The 23,333-nt window shown below is 57.3% G+C and carries 16 protein-coding genes and 1 tRNA gene; 6 read left to right on the top strand and 11 right to left on the bottom strand.

Going from position 1 to position 23,333, the window contains the following annotated elements; genetic code table 11:
- The 3 genes from K3757_RS12450 to K3757_RS12460 all read right to left on the bottom strand — a co-directional run bounded on the left by K3757_RS12450 (position 1) and on the right by K3757_RS12460 (position 4,731).
- Positions 1 to 852 (bottom strand): urease accessory protein UreD, encoded by an 852-nt coding sequence (locus K3757_RS12450; protein WP_259995962.1) that lies wholly within the window; start codon positions 850 to 852, stop codon positions 1 to 3.
- 103 nt (positions 853 to 955) lie between these two features.
- The gene (locus tag K3757_RS12455; RefSeq protein WP_259995964.1) at positions 956 to 3,598 is read right to left on the bottom strand and encodes an AAA family ATPase; all 2,643 of its coding nucleotides are present in this window, start codon (positions 3,596 to 3,598) and stop codon (positions 956 to 958) included.
- The gene (locus K3757_RS12460; protein WP_259995965.1) at positions 3,595 to 4,731 is read right to left on the bottom strand and encodes a DNA repair exonuclease; all 1,137 of its coding nucleotides are present in this window, start codon (positions 4,729 to 4,731) and stop codon (positions 3,595 to 3,597) included. The genes K3757_RS12455 and K3757_RS12460 overlap by 4 nt, the downstream gene beginning before the upstream one ends.
- 120 nt (positions 4,732 to 4,851) lie before the next feature.
- Here K3757_RS12460 and K3757_RS12465 point away from each other — a divergent pair, with 120 nt between their 5' ends.
- Positions 4,852 to 5,991 carry an AI-2E family transporter gene (locus K3757_RS12465; protein ID WP_259995966.1) on the top strand — a complete coding sequence of 380 codons (1,140 nt, stop codon included), beginning with the start codon at positions 4,852 to 4,854 and terminating at the stop codon, positions 5,989 to 5,991.
- Between the two features lie 44 nt (positions 5,992 to 6,035).
- Here the strand turns inward: K3757_RS12465 and K3757_RS12470 are convergent, their stop codons facing one another.
- From K3757_RS12470 to K3757_RS12480, 3 genes are all read right to left on the bottom strand, one after another.
- Complete coding sequence (locus tag K3757_RS12470) at positions 6,036 to 7,436, bottom strand: TRAP transporter large permease (protein ID WP_259995969.1); 1,401 nt, start codon at positions 7,434 to 7,436, stop codon at positions 6,036 to 6,038.
- A complete protein-coding gene (locus tag K3757_RS12475; protein WP_259995971.1) occupies positions 7,436 to 8,065 on the bottom strand; it encodes a TRAP transporter small permease subunit in 630 nt (209 codons plus the stop codon). The genes K3757_RS12470 and K3757_RS12475 overlap by 1 nt, the downstream gene beginning before the upstream one ends.
- 109 nt (positions 8,066 to 8,174) lie before the next feature.
- Positions 8,175 to 9,191 (bottom strand): C4-dicarboxylate TRAP transporter substrate-binding protein, encoded by a 1,017-nt coding sequence (locus tag K3757_RS12480; RefSeq protein WP_259995973.1) that lies wholly within the window; start codon positions 9,189 to 9,191, stop codon positions 8,175 to 8,177.
- A gap of 280 nt (positions 9,192 to 9,471) precedes the next feature.
- On the opposite strand from K3757_RS12480, the gene acs reads away from it, so the two are divergent.
- The gene (gene acs / locus K3757_RS12485; RefSeq protein ID WP_259995975.1) at positions 9,472 to 11,424 is read left to right on the top strand and encodes an acetate--CoA ligase; all 1,953 of its coding nucleotides are present in this window, start codon (positions 9,472 to 9,474) and stop codon (positions 11,422 to 11,424) included.
- 219 nt (positions 11,425 to 11,643) lie between these two features.
- Positions 11,644 to 12,144: a flavin reductase family protein gene (locus K3757_RS12490; protein WP_259995978.1), complete on the top strand. Its 501-nt coding sequence runs from the start codon at positions 11,644 to 11,646 to the stop codon at positions 12,142 to 12,144.
- Here the strand turns inward: K3757_RS12490 and K3757_RS12495 are convergent.
- On the bottom strand, positions 12,138 to 16,289 hold the full coding sequence (locus K3757_RS12495) for a translocation/assembly module TamB domain-containing protein (RefSeq protein WP_259995980.1): 4,152 nt from the start codon (positions 16,287 to 16,289) through the stop codon (positions 12,138 to 12,140). The two genes, K3757_RS12490 and K3757_RS12495, sit on opposite strands and share 7 nt — an antisense overlap.
- On the bottom strand, positions 16,289 to 18,097 hold the full coding sequence (locus tag K3757_RS12500; protein ID WP_311201732.1) for an autotransporter assembly complex family protein: 1,809 nt from the start codon (positions 18,095 to 18,097) through the stop codon (positions 16,289 to 16,291). Before K3757_RS12500 ends, K3757_RS12495 begins: the two co-directional genes overlap by 1 nt.
- A 381-nt stretch (positions 18,098 to 18,478) precedes the next feature.
- Here K3757_RS12500 and K3757_RS12505 point away from each other — a divergent pair, with 381 nt between their 5' ends.
- Positions 18,479 to 19,750 carry a flavin-dependent oxidoreductase gene (locus K3757_RS12505; protein WP_259995982.1) on the top strand — a complete coding sequence of 424 codons (1,272 nt, stop codon included), beginning with the start codon at positions 18,479 to 18,481 and terminating at the stop codon, positions 19,748 to 19,750.
- 143 nt (positions 19,751 to 19,893) lie between these two features.
- Here the strand turns inward: K3757_RS12505 and K3757_RS12510 are convergent.
- Positions 19,894 to 19,979 (bottom strand) — tRNA-Leu (locus K3757_RS12510).
- Between the two features lie 238 nt (positions 19,980 to 20,217).
- Between K3757_RS12510 and K3757_RS12515 the strand changes: the two genes are divergently transcribed.
- The gene (locus tag K3757_RS12515; RefSeq protein WP_259995984.1) at positions 20,218 to 20,895 is read left to right on the top strand and encodes a DsbA family oxidoreductase; all 678 of its coding nucleotides are present in this window, start codon (positions 20,218 to 20,220) and stop codon (positions 20,893 to 20,895) included.
- Between the two features lie 41 nt (positions 20,896 to 20,936).
- Entirely contained in the window at positions 20,937 to 21,602 is a 666-nt protein-coding gene (lipB, locus tag K3757_RS12520; RefSeq protein WP_259995986.1) for a lipoyl(octanoyl) transferase LipB, read from the top strand.
- Positions 21,603 to 21,606: 4 nt separating this feature from the next.
- On the opposite strand, the gene K3757_RS12525 is transcribed toward lipB, so the two are convergent.
- Together K3757_RS12525 and K3757_RS12530 are read right to left on the bottom strand one after the other, a co-directional pair.
- Entirely contained in the window at positions 21,607 to 22,038 is a 432-nt protein-coding gene (locus tag K3757_RS12525) for a response regulator (protein ID WP_259995988.1), read from the bottom strand.
- Positions 22,025 to 23,305 (bottom strand): PAS domain-containing sensor histidine kinase, encoded by a 1,281-nt coding sequence (locus tag K3757_RS12530; protein WP_259995990.1) that lies wholly within the window; start codon positions 23,303 to 23,305, stop codon positions 22,025 to 22,027. Before K3757_RS12530 ends, K3757_RS12525 begins: the two co-directional genes overlap by 14 nt.
- Positions 23,306 to 23,333: the final 28 nt, after the last annotated feature.

A 23,333-nucleotide genomic window follows, 5' to 3' on the forward strand; every position in this document is an offset into this window, starting at 1 on the left:
TCACAGTCTCCAGACAGCAGGTAGCGGTTGGCTGGAAAGCAATTCCAGCACGGGTATCATAAAACGACGCAAGCTCAGGCTATCCTCGGCCAAAGCGCGCAGGACAAGCAGGCCGGGGCTGCGCAGACTGGCACCTGCGGTTTCGGGCAGCAACGCACGCACTTTTGCCAGCATTTGTTCGGCCTCTGGCGCGGCAAAGGCCAGCGTGGCCACCACGCCCGCGCCATTCGCCATAGCCGCACGCCCAAGCAGTGCGCTGGCATCACCATTCAACCGGATGCCATCACGATACACCGGCACACCATCTCGACTGACATCAATGCGGTCCAGCAAATGCAGATCATGCACGCGCTCCCCCATCGCCGCGCGACCGAAGACAAGCGTTTCGCACATCAACAGCCGGGCATCCTTGCTCAGATTTATCTCCAGTTTGCGCGACAGGCGCGCGCGATCGAACAGAATGGTTTCTTGCGGCAACCAATTAAGCTGCGCGCCTTGGCCCACGTCGAACCGCGATGCGATCTGGCCCGTCGTTCCATCAACAGTCCGGTAAATGCGTTCGGCCGCTTGGGTCGTGATACTCAGGTGTGCGCCCTCGTCCAGCGTCGCACCCACTTCGATCCGATCCCCGCCGGTAACACCGCCAGCGGTATTTACCAGCACCGCCTCGGCGTCAGAACGAAACACTTTGGGCAGGATACACTTGAGGCATCCTGACTGACGCAATCCGGACAGGTGGGTGCCGCCGTCCCGTGAATGGACAAACAGCGAAACCGCCCCCCTCGCGCGCGGCGGGACGGCGCAGTGCGCAGCAGCGGCCTCATCGGGCAAGGTGTGATTATCCAGACTCATTCATCTCTCTTTTACCAAAGATGATCACAGCGCCATATCGGGTGGTAGCCTTTTCAGCCCAAAACGGTGCGTGTTTAGGCGCAGTGCTTAAATGTCGGGCAGTTCAGCGATCCTGAGTGATTTCGACCACCGGACGGGTGCCACCCAATCCGGCAAAAGCCATCTGGCGGCAAGAGAACACAATCACTTGCTGGTCTGCCGCCACGCGATGCAGTGCCGTGAACATCGCAAGGATGCGGTTGTCATCGGAATAGACCAGCGCATCGTCCAGAATAATCGGCATCGGTTTACCCTGACGCGCAAACAGTCGGGCAAACGCAAGGCGGGTCAGAATGGCGATCTGCTCTTGTGTCCCACCGCTGAGCATATCCAGCGGCTCGTCCGCGCCTCCGCGGGCAAGCCCTTGAGGTAGCAACGACGCCGGATCAAAACTGAGCGCGGCATCGGCGTGTAACAGAGCCAGCAACGGTGCCAGTTCCTGTTGCACGGGGCCAAAGTACGCCTCTTGCGCGGCGCCCCGCTTTGCCCGCAGGGAGTCGACCAACAGCATCAGGCCGGCCGCCTCATGTTCAAACCGCGCGGCGCGTTCCTGTGCAGCTTGCAACAATCCTGCAACCTCCTCGCGCTTTTCCTCGACACCGTCCTCGGCACGGGCGCGTATCGTAGCGCCCAGATCGGCAATTATTGTCTTCAGGCGCAGGCGTTCTTCACGGGCGTTTTCAAACGCCGATGTTGCACGGGCCAGATCGGCTGTCGCATTGGCCAGATCGGGGGCGGCTTTCTGCAACCTATCCAATGCTACATTGGCATCTTCTACAGCCACAGCAGACAGCGCATAATCGCGGGCAGCTTCTGCTTTGCGGGCCTCAAAAGCATCCGGATCGCCGTAGGCCGCTGCCGCGAGATCAAATCCGGTTTGCGCCGCATCACGCAACGCCTGTGCCCGCGCAAGCGCGGCGCGCGCGGCATCCCGTGTGTCTCGGCTGGTGTCGTAGTCTACCCGCGCCAATTGCTCTGCCTTTTGCGCTGCCTCTAACCGTTGAGCGACCTCGACCGGATCAAGCGGCGCTTTGCTTTGGCTAGGGCTGGAGGCGTCCACAGCTGCCAAAGCTTGTGCAACAGCGGCTTGCAAAGCCTCTATGCCTTCAGGGGCAAGTGTCTCTTGAACATTCTTGAGCAAGGCAATCTCGGCCACTGTTTCCCGCCGCAGCGCTGCGGATCGACGTGCGGCATCCACATCCGCCATCCCGACTGCATCCAGTGCTGCCTGAAGAGCAGTTTGCGCCGTTTCCACGGCCATAATGTCAGCAGCTGCATCGCCCGGATCAAGCGTCATCCGCCCGATCCCCGGCAGATCAAAAACCGCGCGCTGACCAACCCTGTGCGCCCCCGCATCAAGCGCTTTGCCGTTAGACGAAACTTTTTCTGCCGCCTCATACTCCAGATACATTTGCACGCCACCGGCTGCAGCCTCAGCCTGCGCGCGCGCAAGTTTGGCGTTGGCGTCTTCGATCCGATCAAGCATTTGGTCCGTCACTGATTGCGCCGCAAGCGCTGCATTCGCCTGCTCGAGCGCATCACGCTTTTGCATCATCTGCCCAAGACGGGCTTTAAGATTGTCGTACTTTTCAACAGCATTCTTGGTCAATGACTCGTGCTGCAAAGCCTCTTTTGCGGCCTGCGCGAATGTCAGTGCCGCGGTTGCTTCGGATAAAGCGGTTTGCGCACGATCGGTAACCGCATCAGCCGTCGTGCCTTTTTCCGCAGCATCAGCAAACGCCGACCGGGCATCCGAGAGCTGCTCGCCCGCTTTCTCAAAACTTTCTGCTGCTGCGATCAGCTTATCCAGACGGGCCTGTGCACCCTCCATTTCCAACCGACGCAGCGCCACCTGATCTTGCGCCTGCGCGCATTTCTCTGCGTGATCCTGTGCAGCGTTATGAGCCGTCTGCGCCGCCTCCAGACCAGCCGCCAAAGCCTCTTGAGCGCCGGGGGCTTCCAGCACCTCTAGCCGCGCGGAGACCTCGCGCCGTTGAACCAGCGCATCGGACAACTCCAGACAAACTCGGTCAAGCTCGGTGTGCTTTTCGGCCAGTGCTTGCGCCTCTTGCTGTGCCTGTTTCCACGGTCCGTTTGCCTTCGGCTGGCCCGTAGCTGTGGCAAGACGACCAAGCGCCTGCAGTGCGGCTTCGATAACACGGTCCATGCGGCGGCCACCTGTGACCATGTCGATTTCACCTGCCACAGAAGAGAGTAGATCACGCCGCGCACCAAGAAGACGTTCCTTTTCGGTTTTCTCGGCACCGCTGGTGCCGCCCGGTTCCAACGCGGTTGTCCCCTGACGCACCCAAAGCAAGCCTGCTGGCCCCTCGATACCGCTGCCCATCAAGTGTGCGATCCAGCGCTCCGCCTCATCATCGAGCGCAACAACCGTTCCACTTTCGTCTTTCACCACCGCGCGCTTTTGCGCCAGAAAAGATTTTTCCAGCGTGAATTTGCCGGTAGGCAATTCGATTTGCGCGCTGACCCGCACCGCACCTCCTGCGCGCGGTTGAAGCGATTTCACCTCACGCGTGGCAGCGCCGTACTTAAGAAAAAACAGAGCGTGCAATGCATCAAAGAAGGTGGATTTGCCAAACTCATTGGCTTCTGACACCACGCTGACGCCATCGCCAATGGCGCTGATGGTTGCGCTTTGGCCTGCAAACTTACGAACATTGGTGAGAGTGAGACTGCGCAGTTTCATGCGTCGGCACCAGCTACAAACGAAAAGAGCTGCGCAAGTGCGGTGGCGGCCACACGCCGGTCATCTGCCGAGAGATCACTATTCTGCGCACGCGCGGCCAACGCCTCTGCGGTTTGTCGCAGCGCGCCGCCGGAGGGGTCGATCACCTCCAGATCGGCGGCGTCATGGGCCAGCAGCACAGCGTCCAGATCCTGCGAGAGGTCCAGAAAATCTGGCGCGACACGGGTCAGTGCGGACTGCAACTGTTGCATCTGCTGCACGCCAAGACGACCCTGCGCGCTGACGCGCAGCAATGTATCACGCCGCGTGGCCAGCGGCGGGAGAGCAGCATCAAGGATTTCAGTACACGTTTCTTGCGGTGTCAGTTCAAGCGCGATGTGTTGCCAACGGATGCCACCGGTCTGCACAGGCGTGACATCCGGAATGGCGCCGGACTGTTCGATGCTCACGATCAGGGCACTACCATTATGCGGATGTTTGAAGCTGTCGGGTTCCGGCGTGCCGGAATACCACGTGTTTGTGTTGACCCTGACCTGGCCGTGCCAATCGCCCAACCCGAGGTAATCCAGTCCTGCCTGGGCAGCGCGGTCGGGCGCGATGATACCGCTTGGCCCTTCGGCTGCGACCGTTCCCAGGCTGCTGAATTCCTGAATACCGCCGTGGCCCAGACCAATCCGGATCGCCCCTTCGGGCGTCGGTTGCGCCATCTCGGTGGTCAGGTCGCGCCCCGGGTTCCGTGTCGTACAGGGCGCAGGCAAGATGTAGGCATCCGCGACAGAGATCGGCTCCGGCGTGAGGGCCAACAGCAGATTATCGGGCTTGTCGCGTTTGATGGTTCGCCACAACTCGGTTGCTGCAAGGCTATCGTGGTTTCCCGGCATCAGAACCCACGTGATGTCCTGTTCATGCGCCATCGCATTCAGGGCCTGACGTGTCACCTGAGGGGCTGGCGTTTGTTGATCAAACGTATCTCCCGCAAGCAGAACCACAGATGCCCCCTGCCCGCGCGCAGCAGCAGCAAGCCGCCCCAAGACCTCGTGCCGCGCAAGCCGCAAGCGGCCACGCACCTCTTCGCTGTGGCGGCCAAAAGGCTTGCCCAGATGCAGGTCGGACGTATGGAGAAATCGGAACATGCGCGGCTTTCAAACGGGATAACCAGAGGTCGCAGTCTGGCCATTTGCGCGCCGGATGGTCAAGCGACGATTGCTGTAATATTTCCCTGATCCTATCCTTTGAAAATAAGAGTGAACCAAATGACGCTTCCACGCGTTATCTTTTGTAATTACCCTGAAGGACCGCGCATTTTGGAAGACCTCACATCGATCCGTCGTTCACTACAGTTGCTGAGCCTGATTGCAGTTTTCGTGACTGCATACTTCGCAAAGGATCTTGTGCTTCCAATCCTGCTCGGGATGCTTCTGGCGCTCACGCTTAGCCCTGTTGTGCGCACGTTGGGTCGCGCAGGCATTCATAGCAGCATCTCGGCGGTACTGTTGGTCGGACTTACCGGCACAGTCATTCTGATCATCATAGGTGGTTCTGCTGGCACGGTCGCCATTTGGTCCGATGAACTTCCTGTCATGGGCCGCCAGATAGAAAGCAAACTGCGCGGCGTTTCAAACACGGTCGAAACGGTGCGCCGCGCGACCGAAGAAGTCGACAAGATGAGCGCAGGCAACGATGCTGCGCGTGAGGTTGTCGTCAAACAACCAACCTTGTTAGATAACGCGATGAGCACAGGTGTGAAGCTGGGCGGTACGATTGCCGTTACCTTGGTCCTTGCGACATTTCTGCTCGCTTCAGGCAACATGTTCTACGTCAAGTTGGTTCAATCCTTTCAGACCCTCACGGGCAAGAAGCGTGCGCTTTCGGCTGTATACGATGTCGAACGGCGCGTATCACGGTATCTGTTCACAATCACAATTATCAACGCCTGTCTTGGACTGGCCGTTGGCAGCCTGATGTGGGTGATCGGCTTGCCTGGGGCACATATCTTCGGCATTGCTGCATTCCTGCTGAACTTCCTGCCCTACGTCGGCGGCGTTGCGGGGGCAGTCATCGCCGGTGCATATGCGCTGATTACGTTTGACTACATTGGATACGCTATGCTTGTCCCCGCCGGCTACATGGTCCTGACAACAATCGAGGGCCAGTTCATTACACCGTGGCTAGTTGGCAAGCGGTTGGAGCTTAACACCGTTGCGGTTTTCCTGACGGTCGTTGTTTGGGGCTGGCTGTGGGGGATTGCAGGTGCGCTTATCGCGGTGCCATTCCTGGTGGTCTTCAAAGTTGTGAGCGAAAACGTCGAGGCGTTAAAGATCTTCAGCAACTTCCTTGATAACGGCGGTCAGGATGCGCTTCGCAAAACCGGCGAAGAAACACGCGCCCCCTAGAAGGGGACGCGTGCTCGGAAGTCGTTTCATGGTTCAGTCGGTGCCTAGCCTGCCAAGGACGGCAGCCAAAGAACGATGCCAGGGAAAGCAACCAGTAGCGCGATGGTAACCGCATCCGCCAGGAAGAACGGGGTCACCCCTTTGAACACGTCTTGAACGGTTAGGTCGTCGCGCACACCGGCAACAACGAAACAGTTCAGACCGATGGGTGGTGTGATCAGGCAGAACTCAGCCATTTTTACCACCAATATCCCGAACCAGATCGCACACATTGGGCCAGACATGCCAAAGGCACTATCAACAGCGGCGACATTCTCGCCTCCGTTCAGCGCCATCACTGCGGGGTAGACAACCGGCAGCGTCAGCAACAACATCCCGATGGCATCCATGAACATCCCCAAAACGGCGTACGCCAGCAGAATGCAGATCAGGATAACAATTGGCTTCATCTCAAGTGAGGTGATCCAGCTGGCAAAAGCATCCGGCAATTCCGCAAACCCCAAGAAGCGCACATAGATCAGCACACCCCAGATAATCGTAAAGATCATTACAGTCAGCTTTGCAGTCTCAAGCAGAGCTTCTTTAAGCTGCCCCCAGCGCATGCCGCGATACAGCGCCATCAGGAAGACGATAAACGCGCCCACGGCGCCACCCTCTGTCGGGGTGCCCCACGCGTCACCGAACGGGTTATAGACGAAGAAGATGATGATGACGACGACCGCCACGATAGGCAAAGCGGGCGGCAAGCTCTCGAACCGCTGCTTCCACGTGAAACCGGTGACCGGTGGACCTACGTTTTTCCAGATCACCGCGATCCCGATGATCAAAGCCGCATAGACGATGGCAGAAAACACGCCCGGCACGAAACCCGCCAACAGAAGCATGCCCACGTCCTGTTCAACGATGATCGCGTAGATCACGAGGATTGCAGAGGGCGGAATAAGAGAGGCCAATGTCCCGCCAGCTGCCACGACACCAGCCGCAAACTGTTTATTATAGCCGATCTTGAGCATTTCGGGGATTGCGATACGCGCAAAGACAGCAGCCGTTGCAACGGAAGCACCAGACACGGCAGCAAAGCCGGCAGTGGCAAAGACGGTCGAAACAGCCAGCCCCCCCGGCACCCATGCAAACCAGCGCTTGCACGCTTCAAACAGCGCGGTGGTCAGCTTGGCGTAATAGGCCAGATAGCCGATCATGATAAACACTGGGATCAGGCTAAGCACCTGGGCGCTGACCTTGGAGTGTGGCGTCAGGCCGGCGATCTTGGTGCTGATCTCTACCGCTTTCCAAAACCGGTCCGGATCATAATCAAACCCGTTCCAGCGCAGCCAGACCAACCCAACATAGCCCGCGAGGCCCGCAGCAAACGCCACGCGCATGCCCAGCACAACCATGCCCAACATCCCGATTGAGACGTAGATGCCAATTTCAATAGGTTCCATCAGTCAGCCCCTTCGAGAATTTTCGCTTCGGCCATGGCCTGTTGTTCAACCGTCAACGAGAGCGGCACAGCGACCGGATTTTCCAACCCCAGCACCAGAGCACGCCCATAGCCCCATGCCTGCAGCAGTAACCGCAGCGTCAGCACCGCAAAGGCAATCGGCACGACCAGTTTGCTCGGCCAAATCGGCAGGCTCACATCGATCGAGCTGTCACGAGAACACCACGGACGGGCGCAATCAAACGAGCGGTCGAAATGTTCCCATGCGCCGTAGGTTAGGCCGACAATCAGCAAAAGCATCAACAAGACCGAGATCAGCTCAAACAGCCACAAGACGCGGCCCTTGAGCGCATTTACCAGAATATCCATGCGGATATGCGTACCGTCACGCGCAACATAGGAAACGCCCATGATCGCAATGATCGGCATCGCCGCCTCGATATAATCGACGTAGCCCATCAACGGACTTCCAAAGAATTTCCGCGCGGTCACCGAATAGGCTGCCAGAAACATCAATGAGAAAATCGCAAGTCCGCTCAGCAGCGCACAAAAGCGCTCCACCGGTAGCAACATGCGGTCGAGTTTGCTTAGTAAGCTGGAATCTTCCAGCACCGCAGCTGAACCTGCCATGGGCTCACCCCCCTTATTCAATTACGGAAAAAGGCTGCGCATCCCAACATGCAGGGACGCGCAGCCTATGTGTCTGAGGTCAGAGGCGCATGTCGCCCCCGCCCACCGATTAGCTACCGCTTTTCGCGTCAGCGAGTGTCTTCACAACCAGATCATACAGTTCCTGACCCGGGATGCCCTGCGCTTCCATGTCTGCGATCCATTTGTCACGGATCGGATCGGCCGCTTTTGTGCGGAACTCGGCAATGACTTCGGGCGCGATTTCAACTTTGGTCACGCCTTTTTCTTCCAGAACCGTATCCCAACGCTTCAACAGCTCACCGTAGTTGGCAAGGTAGTGATCAAGCGCTTCGTCAACAGACGAATCCAGCGCCTCGCGCTCGGCGTCAGACAGGCTTTCGTAGGCGTCTATGTTGACGACCACTGGGCAGTTCACGGTGCCGGGGTTCAGGTTCGCTGTCCACCAGTCGGCTTCGTTGATTGTGCCAAAGCTCAGGTGGGCGTGCTGGGCGAATGCCACCGTATCAACAACACCGGATTCCATCGCCTGAAATGCCTCCGAGGATGTCACGGAGGTAGGCACAGCACCAACTGCGGCGAATGCATCACCGATACCGCCAGTTGCACGCACGCGCATGCCTTCGAAATCAGCCAAAGTGCTGCGCGGCTCGCCTGTGCCGACAAGGTTGTACTGTGGCATAGGTGAGGTCATCAAAAGCTTTGCGTTCCACTGCGCCATTTCTTCGGCGGCGGCTGGATGGGCGTAAACAGCTTTGGAAACGGCCAGTTCCTGATCAAGGTTCTCGACGCCGAGGAACGGCAGTTCAAGAACAGTCACAACACGGTTTTTATCACGGTGGTAGCCAGCACAGAACTGCGCCATCTCGAAGGCACCGATAGAGATACCGTCAAGGTTTTCACGGTTCTTGGACAGACCGCCATAGCTGACGTTCATGGTGAATTCGCCATTGGTTTTCTCGGATACCAGCTCGGCCAGCTTTTCAACATGCTCTGTAAACGCGCGGCGCTTACCCCAAACAGATACGTTCCATTCGGTGGCTGCAGCTTGTGAAACAAAAGCAAAGCTCAGGGCGCAGACTGCTGCGCCGCTCAAAAATTTATTCATTGGAGTCTCCCGTTGATGCGCACCTTGTTTGGCGCACTTGGGCAGCAAGTTAGCGGCAAGCTCCCCCACTGCCAAGCCCTTGTTTCGCCGCAACTGCCCAAAGAGATGCCCCGCCAATTTACAGACTTTACCAAATTCCGGAAATTTCTTTACACAAACGCCACCCCACCCCGCCCTTGAATGTTCCCTTACCCCCCTCCAACCCCTAAGCTGCGCACAAACACCGGCAAGATTGCGCAGAATAAAAGACGCAAGCTGCCCCTCTGGAGGAGACCTTTCCATGTCGCAAACTGCAAAAACTTACCCGCCTCATGCCGATCTAGCTGCATCCGCCCATGTGGATGCGGCAAAATATGATGAGATGTACGCTGCCTCAATGTCCGATCCCGACGGGTTCTGGAAAGAGCAAGCAAGCCGCGTAGACTGGATGAAGCCGTTCACGCAGGTGCAGGATGTGGATTTCACGCTTGGCTCGGTCAAGATCAACTGGTTCGCCGATGGACAGCTGAACGTCGCTGCAAACTGCATCGACCGCCATCTCGAGACACGGGGCGATCAGACCGCCATCATCTGGGAGCCGGACAGCCCCGAAGAAGAAGCCCAACACATCACCTATAAAGACCTGCACGCTGGCACCTGCAAAATGGCCAACATCCTCAAGGATCTGGGCGTGAAGCGCGGTGACCGTGTCATCATCTATCTGCCCATGATCCCCGAGGCCGCCTATGCCATGCTCGCATGTGCACGGATCGGCGCGATCCATTCGATCGTTTTCGCAGGCTTCTCTCCCGATGCTTTGGCCGCGCGCGTAAACGGCTGCGACGCAAAGGTTGTGATCACCGCAGACCATGCCCCGCGCGGTGGCCGTGCGACAGCTCTTAAAACCAATGCCGATCAGGCGCTGCTGCATTGCAAGGACTCCGTTAAATGCCTTGTGGTTAAACGCACCGGTGGTCAAACAACGTGGCAAGAAGGCCGCGACTACGACTATAATGCGCTGGCAGCCGAAGCGTCCGATACCTGCGCACCAGAGGCAATGGACGCCGAAGATCCGTTGTTCATCCTCTACACTTCCGGCTCGACCGGTCAGCCGAAGGGTGTCGTGCACACCACGGGTGGCTATCTTGTCTATGCTGCGATGACCCATGAGATTACCTTTGACTACAAAGAGGGCGACATCTTCTGGTGTACCGCTGATGTGGGCTGGGTGACCGGCCACAGCTATATCGTTTACGGTCCGCTGGCGAATGGCGCGACCACCGTGATGTTTGAAGGTGTACCAACCTACCCCGACGCCAGCCGTTTCTGGCAGGTCTGCGAGAAGCACAGCGTCAACCAGTTCTACACCGCGCCCACGGCGATCCGCGCGTTGATGGGTCAGGGTGATGATTTCGTTAAAGGTGCCGATCTGAGCAGCCTGCGCATTCTTGGCACCGTGGGAGAGCCGATTAACCCGGAGGCGTGGAACTGGTACAATGATGTCGTCGGTGGCGGACGGTGCCCTATCGTTGACACGTGGTGGCAGACCGAAACCGGTGGCCACCTGATGACGCCCCTACCTGGCGCACACGCAACCAAGCCCGGCTCGGCCATGAAACCGTTTTTCGGGATCAAGCCGATTGTTCTTGAACCCACAACGGCCGAGGAATTGACAGGCAACCCCGTAGAGGGCGTTCTGTGCATCGCCAGCAGCTGGCCCGGTCAGATGCGCACGGTCTGGGGCGATCATGACCGTTTCGAGAAAACCTATTTCTCCGACTACCCCGGCTATTATTTCACCGGTGACGGCTGCAAGCGCGATGAAGATGGCGATTACTGGATCACCGGTCGTGTGGATGATGTGATCAACGTATCGGGCCACCGCATGGGCACGGCAGAGGTTGAATCCGCCCTGGTTGCCCACGCCAAAGTGGCAGAGGCCGCAGTGGTCGGCTATCCGCACAAGATCAAAGGTCAGGGCATCTATTGCTATGTCACGCTTATGGGCGGCGAAGAGCCATCAGATGAGCTGCGCCTTGAGCTGCGCAACTGGGTTCGCACCGAAATTGGGCCCATCGCCTCTCCCGATTTGATTCAGTGGGCACCTGGACTGCCAAAAACACGTTCAGGCAAGATCATGCGCCGCATCCTGCGCAAGATTGCCGAGAATGATCATGCCACTTTGGGCGATACCTCGACGCTGGCAGATCCGTCAGTGGTCGATGATCTGATCGAGAACCGCATGAATAAGTGAGCCCTTGCTCATTGAGTATCAAAAGGCGTCCCTCGGGGCGCCTTTTTTCCATTCCGCCCCAAGTCAGGGCGAACGATAGCATGTCCCTTTTCTTTGACAGAACCACGCTATGTTACGCGATGAGAACGTAGCCGGTGCATCACACGACCTTGCTGCCTATGTCTGCACACTAGACAATCAGTAGCGACCGTGGCACCGCTCGCCCGAATGGAGAAGAATATGAAAAGCTTTGTGCCAGACCCTGCCCGCACCACAGACCTGCGCCGTGCGTTGGGGCAATTTGGCACGGGTGTGGCCCTAATTACGGCACAAACAGATGCTGGTCCATTAGGGATGACAGCCAATTCGTTTTCATCGGTATCGCTTGATCCGCCTCTGGTGCTGTGGTCGGCGGCGCGGTCTTCCAAACGGCACGATCCTTTTGTCGCAGCATCGGCCTTTTGCATCCACGTCCTAAGCGCCGAACAGATGTCATTGGCCCAGCACTTTGCGTCCCAAGGCCATGATTTTGATCCCTATCCATGGGATGCAGGCCCAAACGGCGCTCCAACCTTGCACGGGTGCCTGGCCACCTTCCATTGCGACACTTACGCTGTGCACGCGGCGGGCGATCATTCCATCATCCTTGGCCAGATCACAGCTGCTGCGGTCCAGCCTGACGAACGCGATGGGCTGCTGTTCAAGCGTGGCCGCTTTGGCCGTTTCACACCGGATCAATAATCCTTTTCAAAGAACAGGCCGATAGATGAATCGCCGTCGGAACCCAGCGTAGCCTTCCCTATAAGGCTGTCTGTAATGTCGATGTTCAAGGATACTTCACCCGTTCCGTCAGAGGCTGCCGTGACGTCCGTGTAGACGTTGTCACTGATGTATTTGCCCACACGAAGCGCCGTCTCTCCGCTGTCGGTTGTGGTTACATCCAGATCGTCCAGACCAAATCGGTCCCGCAGATTGCCGACCACACCGGTGCCGCCCCGGCCTGCCAGTGTCGCCACTGCATTGGCCAGTTGTAGCGCCTGAAAAGCAGAAATCTCTGACAGGTTGCGCCCGAACAAAAGCTGAGCAAGGACTTCGTCTTGGGGGCCGGCGGGCGAACTTTCAAAGCTCACCACAGGCGCATCGGCAGGGCCTTCAACAATGATGCTGGCGGTGCCTGCTTCGGTCGAAGTAGTGGAGACGAAGCGGATGTAGGGAATGAAGTCACCCTGAAACTCTGCCGACCCTTCCTCTAGGTCAAAGCGTTTGCCCAAGATGTCCAGACGGCCGCGCTCAAGCTCGAACCGGCCTGCGGAAATGATATTATTGGTGTCGCCAGTGATTTGGAGGTTCCCGCCAAGCTCTGCATCAAGGCCGCGACCGCGCACAAAAATGCGACCCGGGGCGTTTACGGAGATATTGAGCCCCAGACCTGGACCGGACGATCCTTGCTGCACCGGATCACTCGCTGCGCCCTCTTCAAGAAGGCCCGCGCGGCGGCGCGTCGCAAGGTTGTCCGTTGGCGCGCCAACATGCGTAATTGGCGGGATATCCCCGATGCTTGTCAGGCCAGTGGCCGGCACGGTTACGTTGGTCTCTCCGATGGTGATATCACCGCTCAGACCTGCGCCCCCTGAAAGCAGGCCGGACAAACGCAACGCCCCGCTGATCGAAGTGCGGTAGAGCCGTGGGTCAATCAAAACAACATCGTCCAGACTAATATCAAGATCGGCAGGCAATCCGCCGTCCAGCCCGACACCGCCATTTATCGCAAGGCGTCCGCCTGATGTCGCATTTGCAGTGACATCCAGCGCTGCGCGACTATCCGCGATTTGGACATTCGCATTGATCCCTTCCAGCGCCACACGCAAATTGGGGGCTGTCAGCGTTGCACCAGCTGTCTTAATGGTACCACTTAACGCCCCAAGACCTGCTGGCCCATTGAGTGCCAGATCAAACCGCGCCTGCCCTTGCAGGTTACGCGGGGCAATGAATGGTCCGGCAAGGCCCAATGGCGCATTGCCGTTGATTGCGATATCAAGCTGTCCGTTATTGCCAACCAAGCCAGCCACCGTCGCTCGGGTTCCCGCAGGACCACTGGCGGACGTATCGATCTGCCAACCCTGCCCTGTCTTTGCTGCGTTGCCATTCACGCTAAGCGGGCCGTTCAGCTTTGGTACAATCGCCGCCAGATTTGGCACTGCTACGTTGAAATTCACACGCGCATCGGGGCCAGTGACAACGCCGTCTACTGACGCACGACTGCGATAGGGACCAGTCGCGTTGGTATCTACCGCCAGGCCGTTGGCCGTCTGGCGCAGCGTACCCGTAGCCGCAAGAGGGCCATCTACGCCGGGAACCAAAGGCGCCACATTTGGCACCCGCACATCAAAATCAAGAGACATGTCTGGCCCTGTGGCCAGCCCCTCGACCAGCGCGCGCGCGCCGTATGGGCCGCTGGCAGATGTGTCGATGAAAAAGCCCTGATCGGTTTGGCGCAGCTGCCCCGTGGCACGCAATGGACCGTTCACCTGTGGCACCAACGGCTGCACATTGGGGACGGAAAGATCAAACTCTACATCAAGCGCTGGTGTCAGCGCCCCATTCACAGTCACGTTCGCGTTGTATGGACCAGAGGCGTCTGTTTCGATCACAAATCCGCTGTCAGTCTGGCGCAGGCGCCCTGTCGCCTTGAGCGGGCCGTTCACTTGTGGCGCCACAGCCGAAACCTCGGGCATGGCCACATCGAAACCGATGTTGAGCGACGGCGTGACCAACCCATTGATCCGTGCGGTTGCATCATAGGGACCGGAAGCATCCGTTTGCAGCAACCACCCCTCGGGCGTCTGGCGCAAGGTACCGTCAGCGTTCAACCCGCCTTCTACAGCCGCAACGAAGCGGGACAAGTCAGGTACTTTGGCCGTAAAATCCAGCGCTGCGTCAGGTCCCGTCGCCAGCCCATCCACCGTGATTGCCGCCTCATAAGGTCCGTCAGCATTTACATCAACAACCCAACCAGCGCCGTTTTCAACCGCATTAGCCTTCAACGTTACGCGGCCTTCGTATTGCGGTAGCACGGTCGCGATATCGCGCAGAATGACATCTGCGTCCACACGGCTCGATGCCGAAGAAAGCTCGGCCGCGCCGGTAAAGAGCATCGCTGCGTTGTTCAGCTCAACCCCGCGCAGGAAGGTGCCGTTGACGTTGCGAACAGCTGTCATTTGCACATCTGTCCGACCTTCGAGCAGCGCATCCGCCTGCGCAATGCCCGTCTTGATATCATCAGCCGTGCCCATCGCCTGCAAATCGAATTCGCCGCTCAGCGGCGTCACGCTCCCTTTCAGCGCCAAGGATGTAGCGCCATCCAGCTCGCGTCCTGCAAGAGCTGAAAAACGGCTAAGATCGGTTGCCGCCAGCTTTGCATCCAACTCTGTCTCAAGGCCCTCTCCCAGACCATTGAAGGCGATATTCCCTGTGAGGTTGTAATCGCTGCCCTCCAGATCAAGGTTGGTGATCCGAAAAGGCTGGCCTTCGGTATAGGAAATATCATTCGTGCCTTTGATGGTCTGGCCAAGAGCCTCGGCCAAGGCCGCATCAACCAAAGCAACGCCTTGCGCGGCGTATTGCATGGAGCCAGTCAACTGACCAACATTGCCCAGCGCGCCCGTCAACGTCCCCGTAGAGCGCAGCGTTGTCTGTTCGACTTCGGCCGCACTGGTGGTCAGGCCGGTGATGTCGAATACGGCCTCATAAGCGTCATTTTTCTGCACGTCATAATCTACATTAAGCGCAATCCGGTCTACTTTTGCCCCGCCACCGCCGGGTAGGAGAACCGCCGCGCCATCTGCGCGGGCAACCGTGCCTTCGACGTCGATAAACGCCGGCCACTTCTTATCCGACAACCGTAAACGTCCTGACAGATCAACTGCCGCAGCCTCAAGATCAAAGGCATCAAGCACGATCGCCCCGCCTGCCTCTATCAGTGCATCAGCAGTCAGACTGACATCGGGACCGAAAAAATCGCGGTACTGGGGGACAACCACTGCTGTGATATCACCGCCGATATCCGCAATGATCCGGCGGTCAGGGTCCGATGCATCGCCTTGGGTGATGACCTGCACCTGACCGGCAAGCCGCTCCTCGCCATCTGTGTCGAGCTTGATATCAGTTGTCAGATCGTCCAGCGGGCCATTGGCCTTGACCGTCAGATCAACCGAAGGGTTTTCGGGAATAGTCAGCAGCGTTGACACGATCCCGCCTTCGTCTTCGCTCAGCTCAAGCAGCAGATCAAGCGTATCGGCACCGCGCGCCAAAACGGCTGTCATGCCGAACGCGCCGCGCTTGTCGTCTGTGCGGTTGGCTTTGAACGCAAGATCAAGACCGTCATCATTAAGCGTCGCGTTCGCGTTCATCTCAAGCTGCACAGCCTGACCCGCCAAAGGAGCCCCCAAATTCACCTGCGCAATGTTGATCGCGTTGATATTAATCGCAACCGGTAGTTCGGGCAGTTTTGGAAGGGTGAAAGGCGTGGCTTCTGCGTCTGGCAGCACCTGTTCTTCGCCTTTCGGCAAACGTGGGATGTCGATACGCCCGGCGCTTAGCTCTTCTACTTCCAGTCGTCCGCGCAGCAATGCGGACCGGTTCCAGTCCAACACGACATCCTCAAGGGTCAGCCAGATACCCTCGCTGTCAGAAATGGTCATCCGGTCGAAAGATGCAGCAGAGCTTAGCGCGCCCTGAAAGCCGTCAATGCTGACCTGTCGGCCTGCCCCGCTCAGCAGTTCCTGTATTTTGCTTACCAGAAACCCTTTGTCATCCTGATCCTGTGCGGCAGCCGGAAGGGAAAGAACAAGCGCAAGCGCCAGCAGTGCAAAACGGATGATACGCATCAAAAGGACTGCCCTATACCAATGTAGACCTGAAGGTTGTTGCCTGTGTCCGGTCCCGATGTAGGCACGGCCACATCCAGCCGGATCGGCCCAATGGATGTGTTGTAGCGCAAGCCAAGCCCCGCACCGGAGTGCCACGTGCCGGAACCATCGTAAAACTCTTCTTCACCGATGTAGCCCGCATCAGCAAAGCCAACGATACCGATGCTGTCGGTCACCCCGACACGCACCTCTGCCGAAAGCCCAAGGAAACTGCGGCCACCAATGGTCTCAGCACCAACAGGGACACCAAGGGACTGGTATTCCTGACCGCGGACCGTACCGCCACCGCCTGAATAAAACAGATAGTCAGCAGGCGCCTCCGCCAGATCCGGTCCATAAACTGAGCCGAACTGCCCGCGCAGCGCGAATGTAATAGGGCGCGCACTACCGAATGTCTTGTAGCCCCGCGCGTCCACAAAGCTACGTATGCCATTGTCCGAGCCTGACAGCGCCAAGAACGGCAGTACATTCGCCTTGAGGTAATAGCCGGACGTCGCACTCAGCCTGTTATCTCGGTAGTCGAATTCAGCCGTCAGCGGCAGGGTCAGCAAAGTATATTTATCCTCCCCAAACACATCGCGCGTTTTGGCTGTGCGAAGACCCAGACCCAACGTGTAGGTCCGCTTTTCATTCGCGATCCGCTTGATACCGGCTTCCAGATCAAGTTGGCGCGAGAAGTAGGAAACCTCGTCCAGCTGTTCAAACTGGGCAAGCGCGTAAAAATCCGTGTCTTCGTTAAATGTGGCAGGGCGTTCAAACCGTGCAGACAGCGTATAGTCGACCCCGCCAGAGTTACCGCCAATACCCGCAATCTCGGCGTCAAAGCGTAAACGCTCGGCTCCGCCAAGCAGGTTACGGTGCAGCCAGAAGGCGCTAAGGGTCAGTCCCTCAAGAGTTGAAAGCTCGGCGCCAAAACCCAGACGCCGCTTAGGGGCATCGGTGATTTGAGCGGTGATAGGAAGGGTGTCATTCGGACCGATCTGCTCTGCCTCACTCAGCGCTACAGCGCTGAAGGCACCGGTGCGGCGCAGACGGTCCGTTGAAAGGCGAATTTCTTCGGGGCTAAACACATCCCCCTCCGGCAGACCGGCGATGTCGATGATACGCTCGCGGCGGACATCGCTTTCCCCTTGTACGATCAGCGGGCCAAACCGTAGGCGTGGACCGGGATCAAGGGCAAGATCAGCGCGGATGATGCGGTTGGGGTGGTCGGCCGTCAGATCCTGTTTGGAAAGCGCCGCCTTTGCGTGCCCCTGCTCGCGCCAGCCTTCCACACCCGCCGACACTGTGTTTTTCAGAACACCAAGACTGGCAGTTTCGCCTTCGGCAAATCCCTCAGGAAGCTCCGTCTTGCGCGCAAGCGGTGCAATGCGAGCCCGCCCAAATCGGAATTTCGGACCTGGTTCGACACTGATGCGGACGTTTGAAATATTGCCCGGGGGCTGGACCGGCGGAATTGTCGCGGCTTCGCGCCCGTCAACAGTGATGTTAATGACGCCGCTGAAATACCCGTTGTCATAAAGTACAGCCAGAAGTCGCTTGTAATCGGCCTGCGCAGCGGCAAGGACTTCTGCTGTTGTGGGCGGATTTTCTTCCAGCAGTGTCTGATCAACCAAAAGCGATCCACCACGGATTTCAGCGCGCAGATCGTCGTCCTCGATCCCTGTCACCTTCACTTCGGCGCTATGTGCCGCCGATGCCGCCAACCACGCAACAACCGACGCTACCGCAGCGCGACGCACTCTCGACAGAGCAATTACTTTCACCCTCAAACCCTCAAACTATTACCGCAGCATTCCGGTCCGCTTCTTGCAAACTCTTGAATCTACGATGCTGACAAACGCATTTTTTCATTCTGTTTAGCCCGCCAGCCCCCCGAGGCGCAAACCACTTGTTGAAGCAAAACAGCCCACGCCCCCAATATATCGTCCAAAAGCGTAAATCGGCGACATATCGCTTAGCCCACACAGTAAGTTAGAGCGTTCTGGACTGTTATCCACCAAAAGCACCCTCCCTGCGCTCGGACTTAGTGAATTGACAACACGTGGAACGGGTCTCATTAATTCACGGCTAAAAGAACCGTCGGGACACGGACCATCACGATCGACGACCTGCCCGCACGCTTTATACTTCCGGGGGAGAGATTAATGACGGTATTGATTGCAGGCGGTGGGATTTCCGGTCTTGCACTGGCGCTCAGCTGCCATCAAGTCGGCATCCCCTTCCAAGTCTTTGAAGCCGCGTCGGAAATGCGCCCTTTAGGGGTCGGCATCAATCTGCAACCAACCGCTGTCCGAGAGCTATTTGACCTCGGACTGGAAGATCGGCTCGACGAGGTGGGCATTCGTCTTAAAGACTACGGGCTTTACACCAAAATGGGCCTGCATGTCTGGACGGAACCTCGTGGCCTTGATGCAGGATATGATTGGCCTGCCTATTCCGTCCATCGCGGGCGCTTGCACATGTTGTTATACGAAGAAGTCTTGCGCCGTGCCGGACCGGATGCGGTTCAAACAGGTTGGCGCGCGACCGGCTTTGACACGCAAGGCGATGAGGCCGTGCTAAACCTCGAGAACCGATCAGGCGAAACGAAAAGCGTGCGTGGCGCGGTTTTGGTTGGCGCGGACGGCATCCACTCAGCCATAAGGCGCCAGATGCAGCCCCATGAGGATGAACCACAATGGAGCGGTGCGATCCTGTGGCGCGGCACCACGTTGGCCAAGCCGTTCCTCTCTGGTGCATCTATGGCGCTGATCGGTCATGACGGCCTGCGCTTTGTCACCTATCCGATCTCAAAGCCTGACCCTGAAACCGGGCTGGCCGTCATCAACTGGATCTGCAATCTGCAACATGATCCGAGCATAAAATTTCGCAAGGAAGACTATAGCCGCAAGGCCGATCTGGATGATTTCCTGCCCGCGTTCGAGCAGATCAAATTCGACTGGATGGATGCACCTGCGCTGATACGCGGCGCACAGGAAGTGTTTGAATACCCAATGGTTGACCGTGATCCACTAGAAAGCTGGACAGTCGGGCGCACCACATTGATGGGCGATGCGGCACACGCGGCATACCCTGTCGGCTCCAACGGGGCGGGCGCAGGCATTACAGATGCGCGCAAACTGGTTGCAGCGTTTCTTCAGCACGGGCTCAGCCCCGACGCGCTGCTGGCGTATGAAGCCGAAATGCTTCCAGCCACGACCAAAATTATCCTGATGAACCGCACCGCCGGACCAGACAAAATTCTCGACATTGTAGAGAAACGATGCGGCGGACAGTTCGACGATATCAACGACGTCATTCCAAACGAAGAAATGGCCGAGCATGCCGCCACTTATAAGCGCATTGCAGGCTACGGTATCGCCGAAACGAACGAACGCCCCCCCATCATTCCCGCCAACGTGCGCTTTGATTTCTAATCAGACAGCTCCCTCAAGGCATCAAAGCCTAAGGCAAAGCAAAAATTATCAGGGATCTACGTTAACAACGTAACAACCACGCCCGGAAAAGTCGTGGCAGGCCGCACAAATCAAAAAATCTAAATCTGGGGAAATTCATCCATTGGTGCGGTCGGAGAGACTCGAACTCTCACGGGTGTTACCCCACAGCGACCTCAACGCTGCGCGTCTACCATTCCGCCACGACCGCACGCCATGGATGGTGCGGATGCAATAGCGCGGGCGGCAGCATAGCTCAAGAGGCAAATTGCAACAAAACGCACAAGCCGATCGAAGAAGGTGCACCTTGGGCGGGTTCGTTGAAATTCGACCCTGTTGAACACCACAATCGCAGCACCCGCGACCTTGCGTGACGCAACGCCCCCACACCTTGAAAACAAGCGGCAAAAAGCAGAGTTTAGGTGGAACAGATATTGAAAGGTCACAACATGTCACAAGATGCCAGCCAAACGAAGCCTGTACAGATTGATATCATTTCTGATGTGATGTGCCCTTGGTGCATTGTTGGATTCCGTCAGTTGGAACAAGCGCTTGGAGCGACAGATACCAGCGCATTCATCCGTTGGCATCCTTTTGAGCTGAACCCCGCAATGCCGGAAGAGGGGCAAAATCTGACTGAGCATATCGCCGAAAAATACGGCGCATCCGCCGAGCAAAGCGCGCAAAATCGCACACAGTTGCAGGCGATCGGGGCGGATTTGGGGATTGATTTTCAGTTCACGCCAGAAAGTCGCATCGTGAACACCTTTGCCGCGCACCAACTTTTGGACTGGGCGCAGGAAGCGGGATTGCAACACCCGCTTAAGCTGGCGCTCTTCGAGGCGCATTTCACCGAAGGGCGCGACGTATCGCAAAATGATGTGCTCGTCGATGTAGCGACAACTGTTGGCCTGGACGCCAACGCCGCGCGCGAAGTACTGGAGAGCGCAAGCCATGCAACCGCCACCCGTGCACGCCAGCAATTTTGGACTGAAAGAGGTATCTCAGGCGTGCCAGCCGTCGTGTTCGACGGTAAATACCTGTTAACCGGTGCCCAAGGCGCACAGACCTATGCGCAAATGCTGGAAAAGGTGAAGGCAGAGCAATTAGAACCAGCAGAAAGTTAAGCGCCCTTCCCTCCTTGACCAAGCCACTTTAGAAAAGCCTCATGATTGAATGGATTACTTCCCCCGGCCTGACTGGGTTTCGTGACGCGGAAAGCTGGATGGAAGCGCGCGTGGCCGCTATATTGGACGGCTCAGCCAATGAATGTATTTGGTTGGTTGAGCATCCGCCTCTTTATACTGCAGGCACATCCGCGAAACCGCAGGACCTGACCGATCCTGACCGATTTGACGTGTTCGCGACAAAACGGGGCGGTCAGTATACCTATCACGGACCAGGTCAACGGGTGGCCTATGTCATGCTGGACGTTGCAAAACGCGGGCGTGATGTGCGCCGTTTTGTGCAAGAGCTTGAGGCATGGGTCATTGCCACGCTTGGCGAGTTTAATGTCACCGGAGAAATCCGCGATGGCCGCGTAGGCGTTTGGGTGGCACGGCCTGAAAAGCCATTGGCAATGAATGGGCAGCCCGCAGAAGACAAAATAGCTGCCATTGGTATTCGGTTACGAAAGTGGATCAGCTTTCATGGGGTGTCGATAAATGTGGAGCCTGACCTGACCCATTTCAGTGGCATTGTCCCTTGCGGCATTACCGAACATGGTGTGACAAGCTTGGTCGATCTTGGTCTGCCTGTCACGATGGATGATCTAGACATTGCGTTGCGGCAAAGTTTTGAAACCGTTTTCAACGAGGCCCCTCAGCCGGCCTGAAATGTCAGGCGGCAGGGCGTTTTGCGTATCGGCGGTTTTGAAAATCCGACACTATCTCCAAAAGTTTTTCCAACTTTAGTGGCTTGTCACAGAATCCATATACATTTGGATCGGCTTCGGCACGGTCGTGATCGCTGCGCAACAGGAACGTGGACAACATGACAATGATCAGTTGGACATCACTCTGCAAATCCAGTTGCGCATAATGTTCGAGAAACTCGAAACCACCCATCCCGGGCATGTTAATGTCCAAAAAGATCAATTCTGGCAGGCAGCGTTCCGCAGCCAAATCAGAGCGCAAGATATCCAAGGCCTCTTGGCCATCTGTCGCGACATCAACCGTAAGGACACGCCCCGACCGTTCAATCACACGGCGGTGCATCATGTTTGTCACGGCATCATCATCTACCAGCAAAATGCGATCAAGCGGCTTCATTGGTGTCCTCCTTTTTAGGGATCAATATTGTAAATTGGGCGCCAGAAGCGCGCGCACCCGTCAAGCTGACCGCCCCGCCACGCCGTTGCAGCATGCGCTGCGCGCAATAAAGCGAGATGCCAGAACCTGCAGGCGTCTTATGGGCGCGCTGAAACAGGCCGAATACCTTTTGTGCGTCCCGTTCCGGATCCAGACCGGTTCCGTTGTCCACAACGCTAACAGCGACTTGGCCGTCAATCTGTTCGGCGCGTATCCGGATTTGCAACGGACGCGAGGGTTCCGCATATTTGACGGCATTGTCCAGCAACGAAACCAGAATGCTCTCCAACTCAAAGCGTGGGAAATGTACAGATAGCTCCGGTGGAATGTCTGCCGTCACCGGTAGTTGATGACGCCCCATTGCTTCTTCTACCGTACTGACGCAACCACTGACGCACTCCTGCAGATTCAAAACCTCATTCGGCAACCCATGGCTGAGCCGAACCTGAGCAGCCAGCACCAGCCCCTTTATCTTGGCGCTTAGCTGATCAGTACAGCGGTTCATCCAGTCAATCTGCTCAATCTGTTCGGGTGTTAAACTTCCTGCATCCCGCCTGAACATCAGACCCAGACGCGCGAGGTTATTGACCGGCACCTTTAGGTCGTGCGTCGCAATATAGGTGAGCTGTTCAAGTTCATCGACGGCATCCTGAAGTTCCGCTGTGCGCTCTTTAATGCGGCTCTCCAACGCCGCGTTCAAGCGCCCCAGGTCTTCGGTCCGGGTTGCCACCTTTTGCTCCAGCTCACCGTTGAGAAGGGTCAATGCCATCTCGGAATTTTTCTCAACCGTGATATCTGAAGCAACGCCGATATGGCGAAGGACGCTGCCGTCATCCATCCGGTCAAATACTGTATCGACAGAGCGCAGCCAGCATTGGGTCCCCTGCTTCGTATTCACGCGATACTCTAGGGTGGCTGACTCATCATCAGCCAATTGCGCGATTCGGGCCATGTGCTCCCCCAGTAGATGCTGATCATCGGGATCGACCAACCGCATCAGCATTCCAGCGCCGAACGCGCGAATTTCCTCGGATGAATAGCCCAAATGCTCTCCCACGGAGCGGTTGGTATAGTCATTGGAGTAGGTCTGATGATTGAATACGTAGACAAATCCCGGCATCAACTGCACCACCCGATCGATGGAAAGCCTCTGATCGGTGCTTTCGGTCAAACTTGACTGAAAGGCGTCAAAGGAGGCACTTTCGGATGAGGGAGTATTCGAAGTCAAAACGGGTTACCTGTGGCTGAGCTACCCG

The sequence above is a fragment of the Sulfitobacter sp. S223 genome (assembly GCF_025143825.1).
Classification (GTDB): domain Bacteria; phylum Pseudomonadota; class Alphaproteobacteria; order Rhodobacterales; family Rhodobacteraceae; genus Sulfitobacter.

What these genes read in the sequence shown, in the direction of transcription:
- K3757_RS12450 (WP_259995962.1), bottom strand. Translation starts at nt 852, where the DNA reads ATGAGTCTGGATAATCACACCTTGCCCGATGAGGCCGCTGCTGCGCAC.
- K3757_RS12455 (WP_259995964.1), bottom strand. Translation starts at nt 3,598, where the DNA reads ATGAAACTGCGCAGTCTCACTCTCACCAATGTTCGTAAGTTTGCAGGC.
- K3757_RS12460 (WP_259995965.1), bottom strand. Translation starts at nt 4,731, where the DNA reads ATGTTCCGATTTCTCCATACGTCCGACCTGCATCTGGGCAAGCCTTTT.
- K3757_RS12465 (WP_259995966.1), top strand. Translation starts at nt 4,852, where the DNA reads ATGACGCTTCCACGCGTTATCTTTTGTAATTACCCTGAAGGACCGCGC.
- K3757_RS12470 (WP_259995969.1), bottom strand. Translation starts at nt 7,436, where the DNA reads ATGGAACCTATTGAAATTGGCATCTACGTCTCAATCGGGATGTTGGGC.
- K3757_RS12475 (WP_259995971.1), bottom strand. Translation starts at nt 8,065, where the DNA reads ATGGCAGGTTCAGCTGCGGTGCTGGAAGATTCCAGCTTACTAAGCAAA.
- K3757_RS12480 (WP_259995973.1), bottom strand. Translation starts at nt 9,191, where the DNA reads ATGAATAAATTTTTGAGCGGCGCAGCAGTCTGCGCCCTGAGCTTTGCT.
- acs (WP_259995975.1), top strand. Translation starts at nt 9,472, where the DNA reads ATGTCGCAAACTGCAAAAACTTACCCGCCTCATGCCGATCTAGCTGCA.
- K3757_RS12490 (WP_259995978.1), top strand. Translation starts at nt 11,644, where the DNA reads ATGAAAAGCTTTGTGCCAGACCCTGCCCGCACCACAGACCTGCGCCGT.
- K3757_RS12495 (WP_259995980.1), bottom strand. Translation starts at nt 16,289, where the DNA reads ATGCGTATCATCCGTTTTGCACTGCTGGCGCTTGCGCTTGTTCTTTCC.
- K3757_RS12505 (WP_259995982.1), top strand. Translation starts at nt 18,479, where the DNA reads ATGACGGTATTGATTGCAGGCGGTGGGATTTCCGGTCTTGCACTGGCG.
- K3757_RS12515 (WP_259995984.1), top strand. Translation starts at nt 20,218, where the DNA reads ATGTCACAAGATGCCAGCCAAACGAAGCCTGTACAGATTGATATCATT.
- lipB (WP_259995986.1), top strand. Translation starts at nt 20,937, where the DNA reads ATGATTGAATGGATTACTTCCCCCGGCCTGACTGGGTTTCGTGACGCG.
- K3757_RS12525 (WP_259995988.1), bottom strand. Translation starts at nt 22,038, where the DNA reads ATGAAGCCGCTTGATCGCATTTTGCTGGTAGATGATGATGCCGTGACA.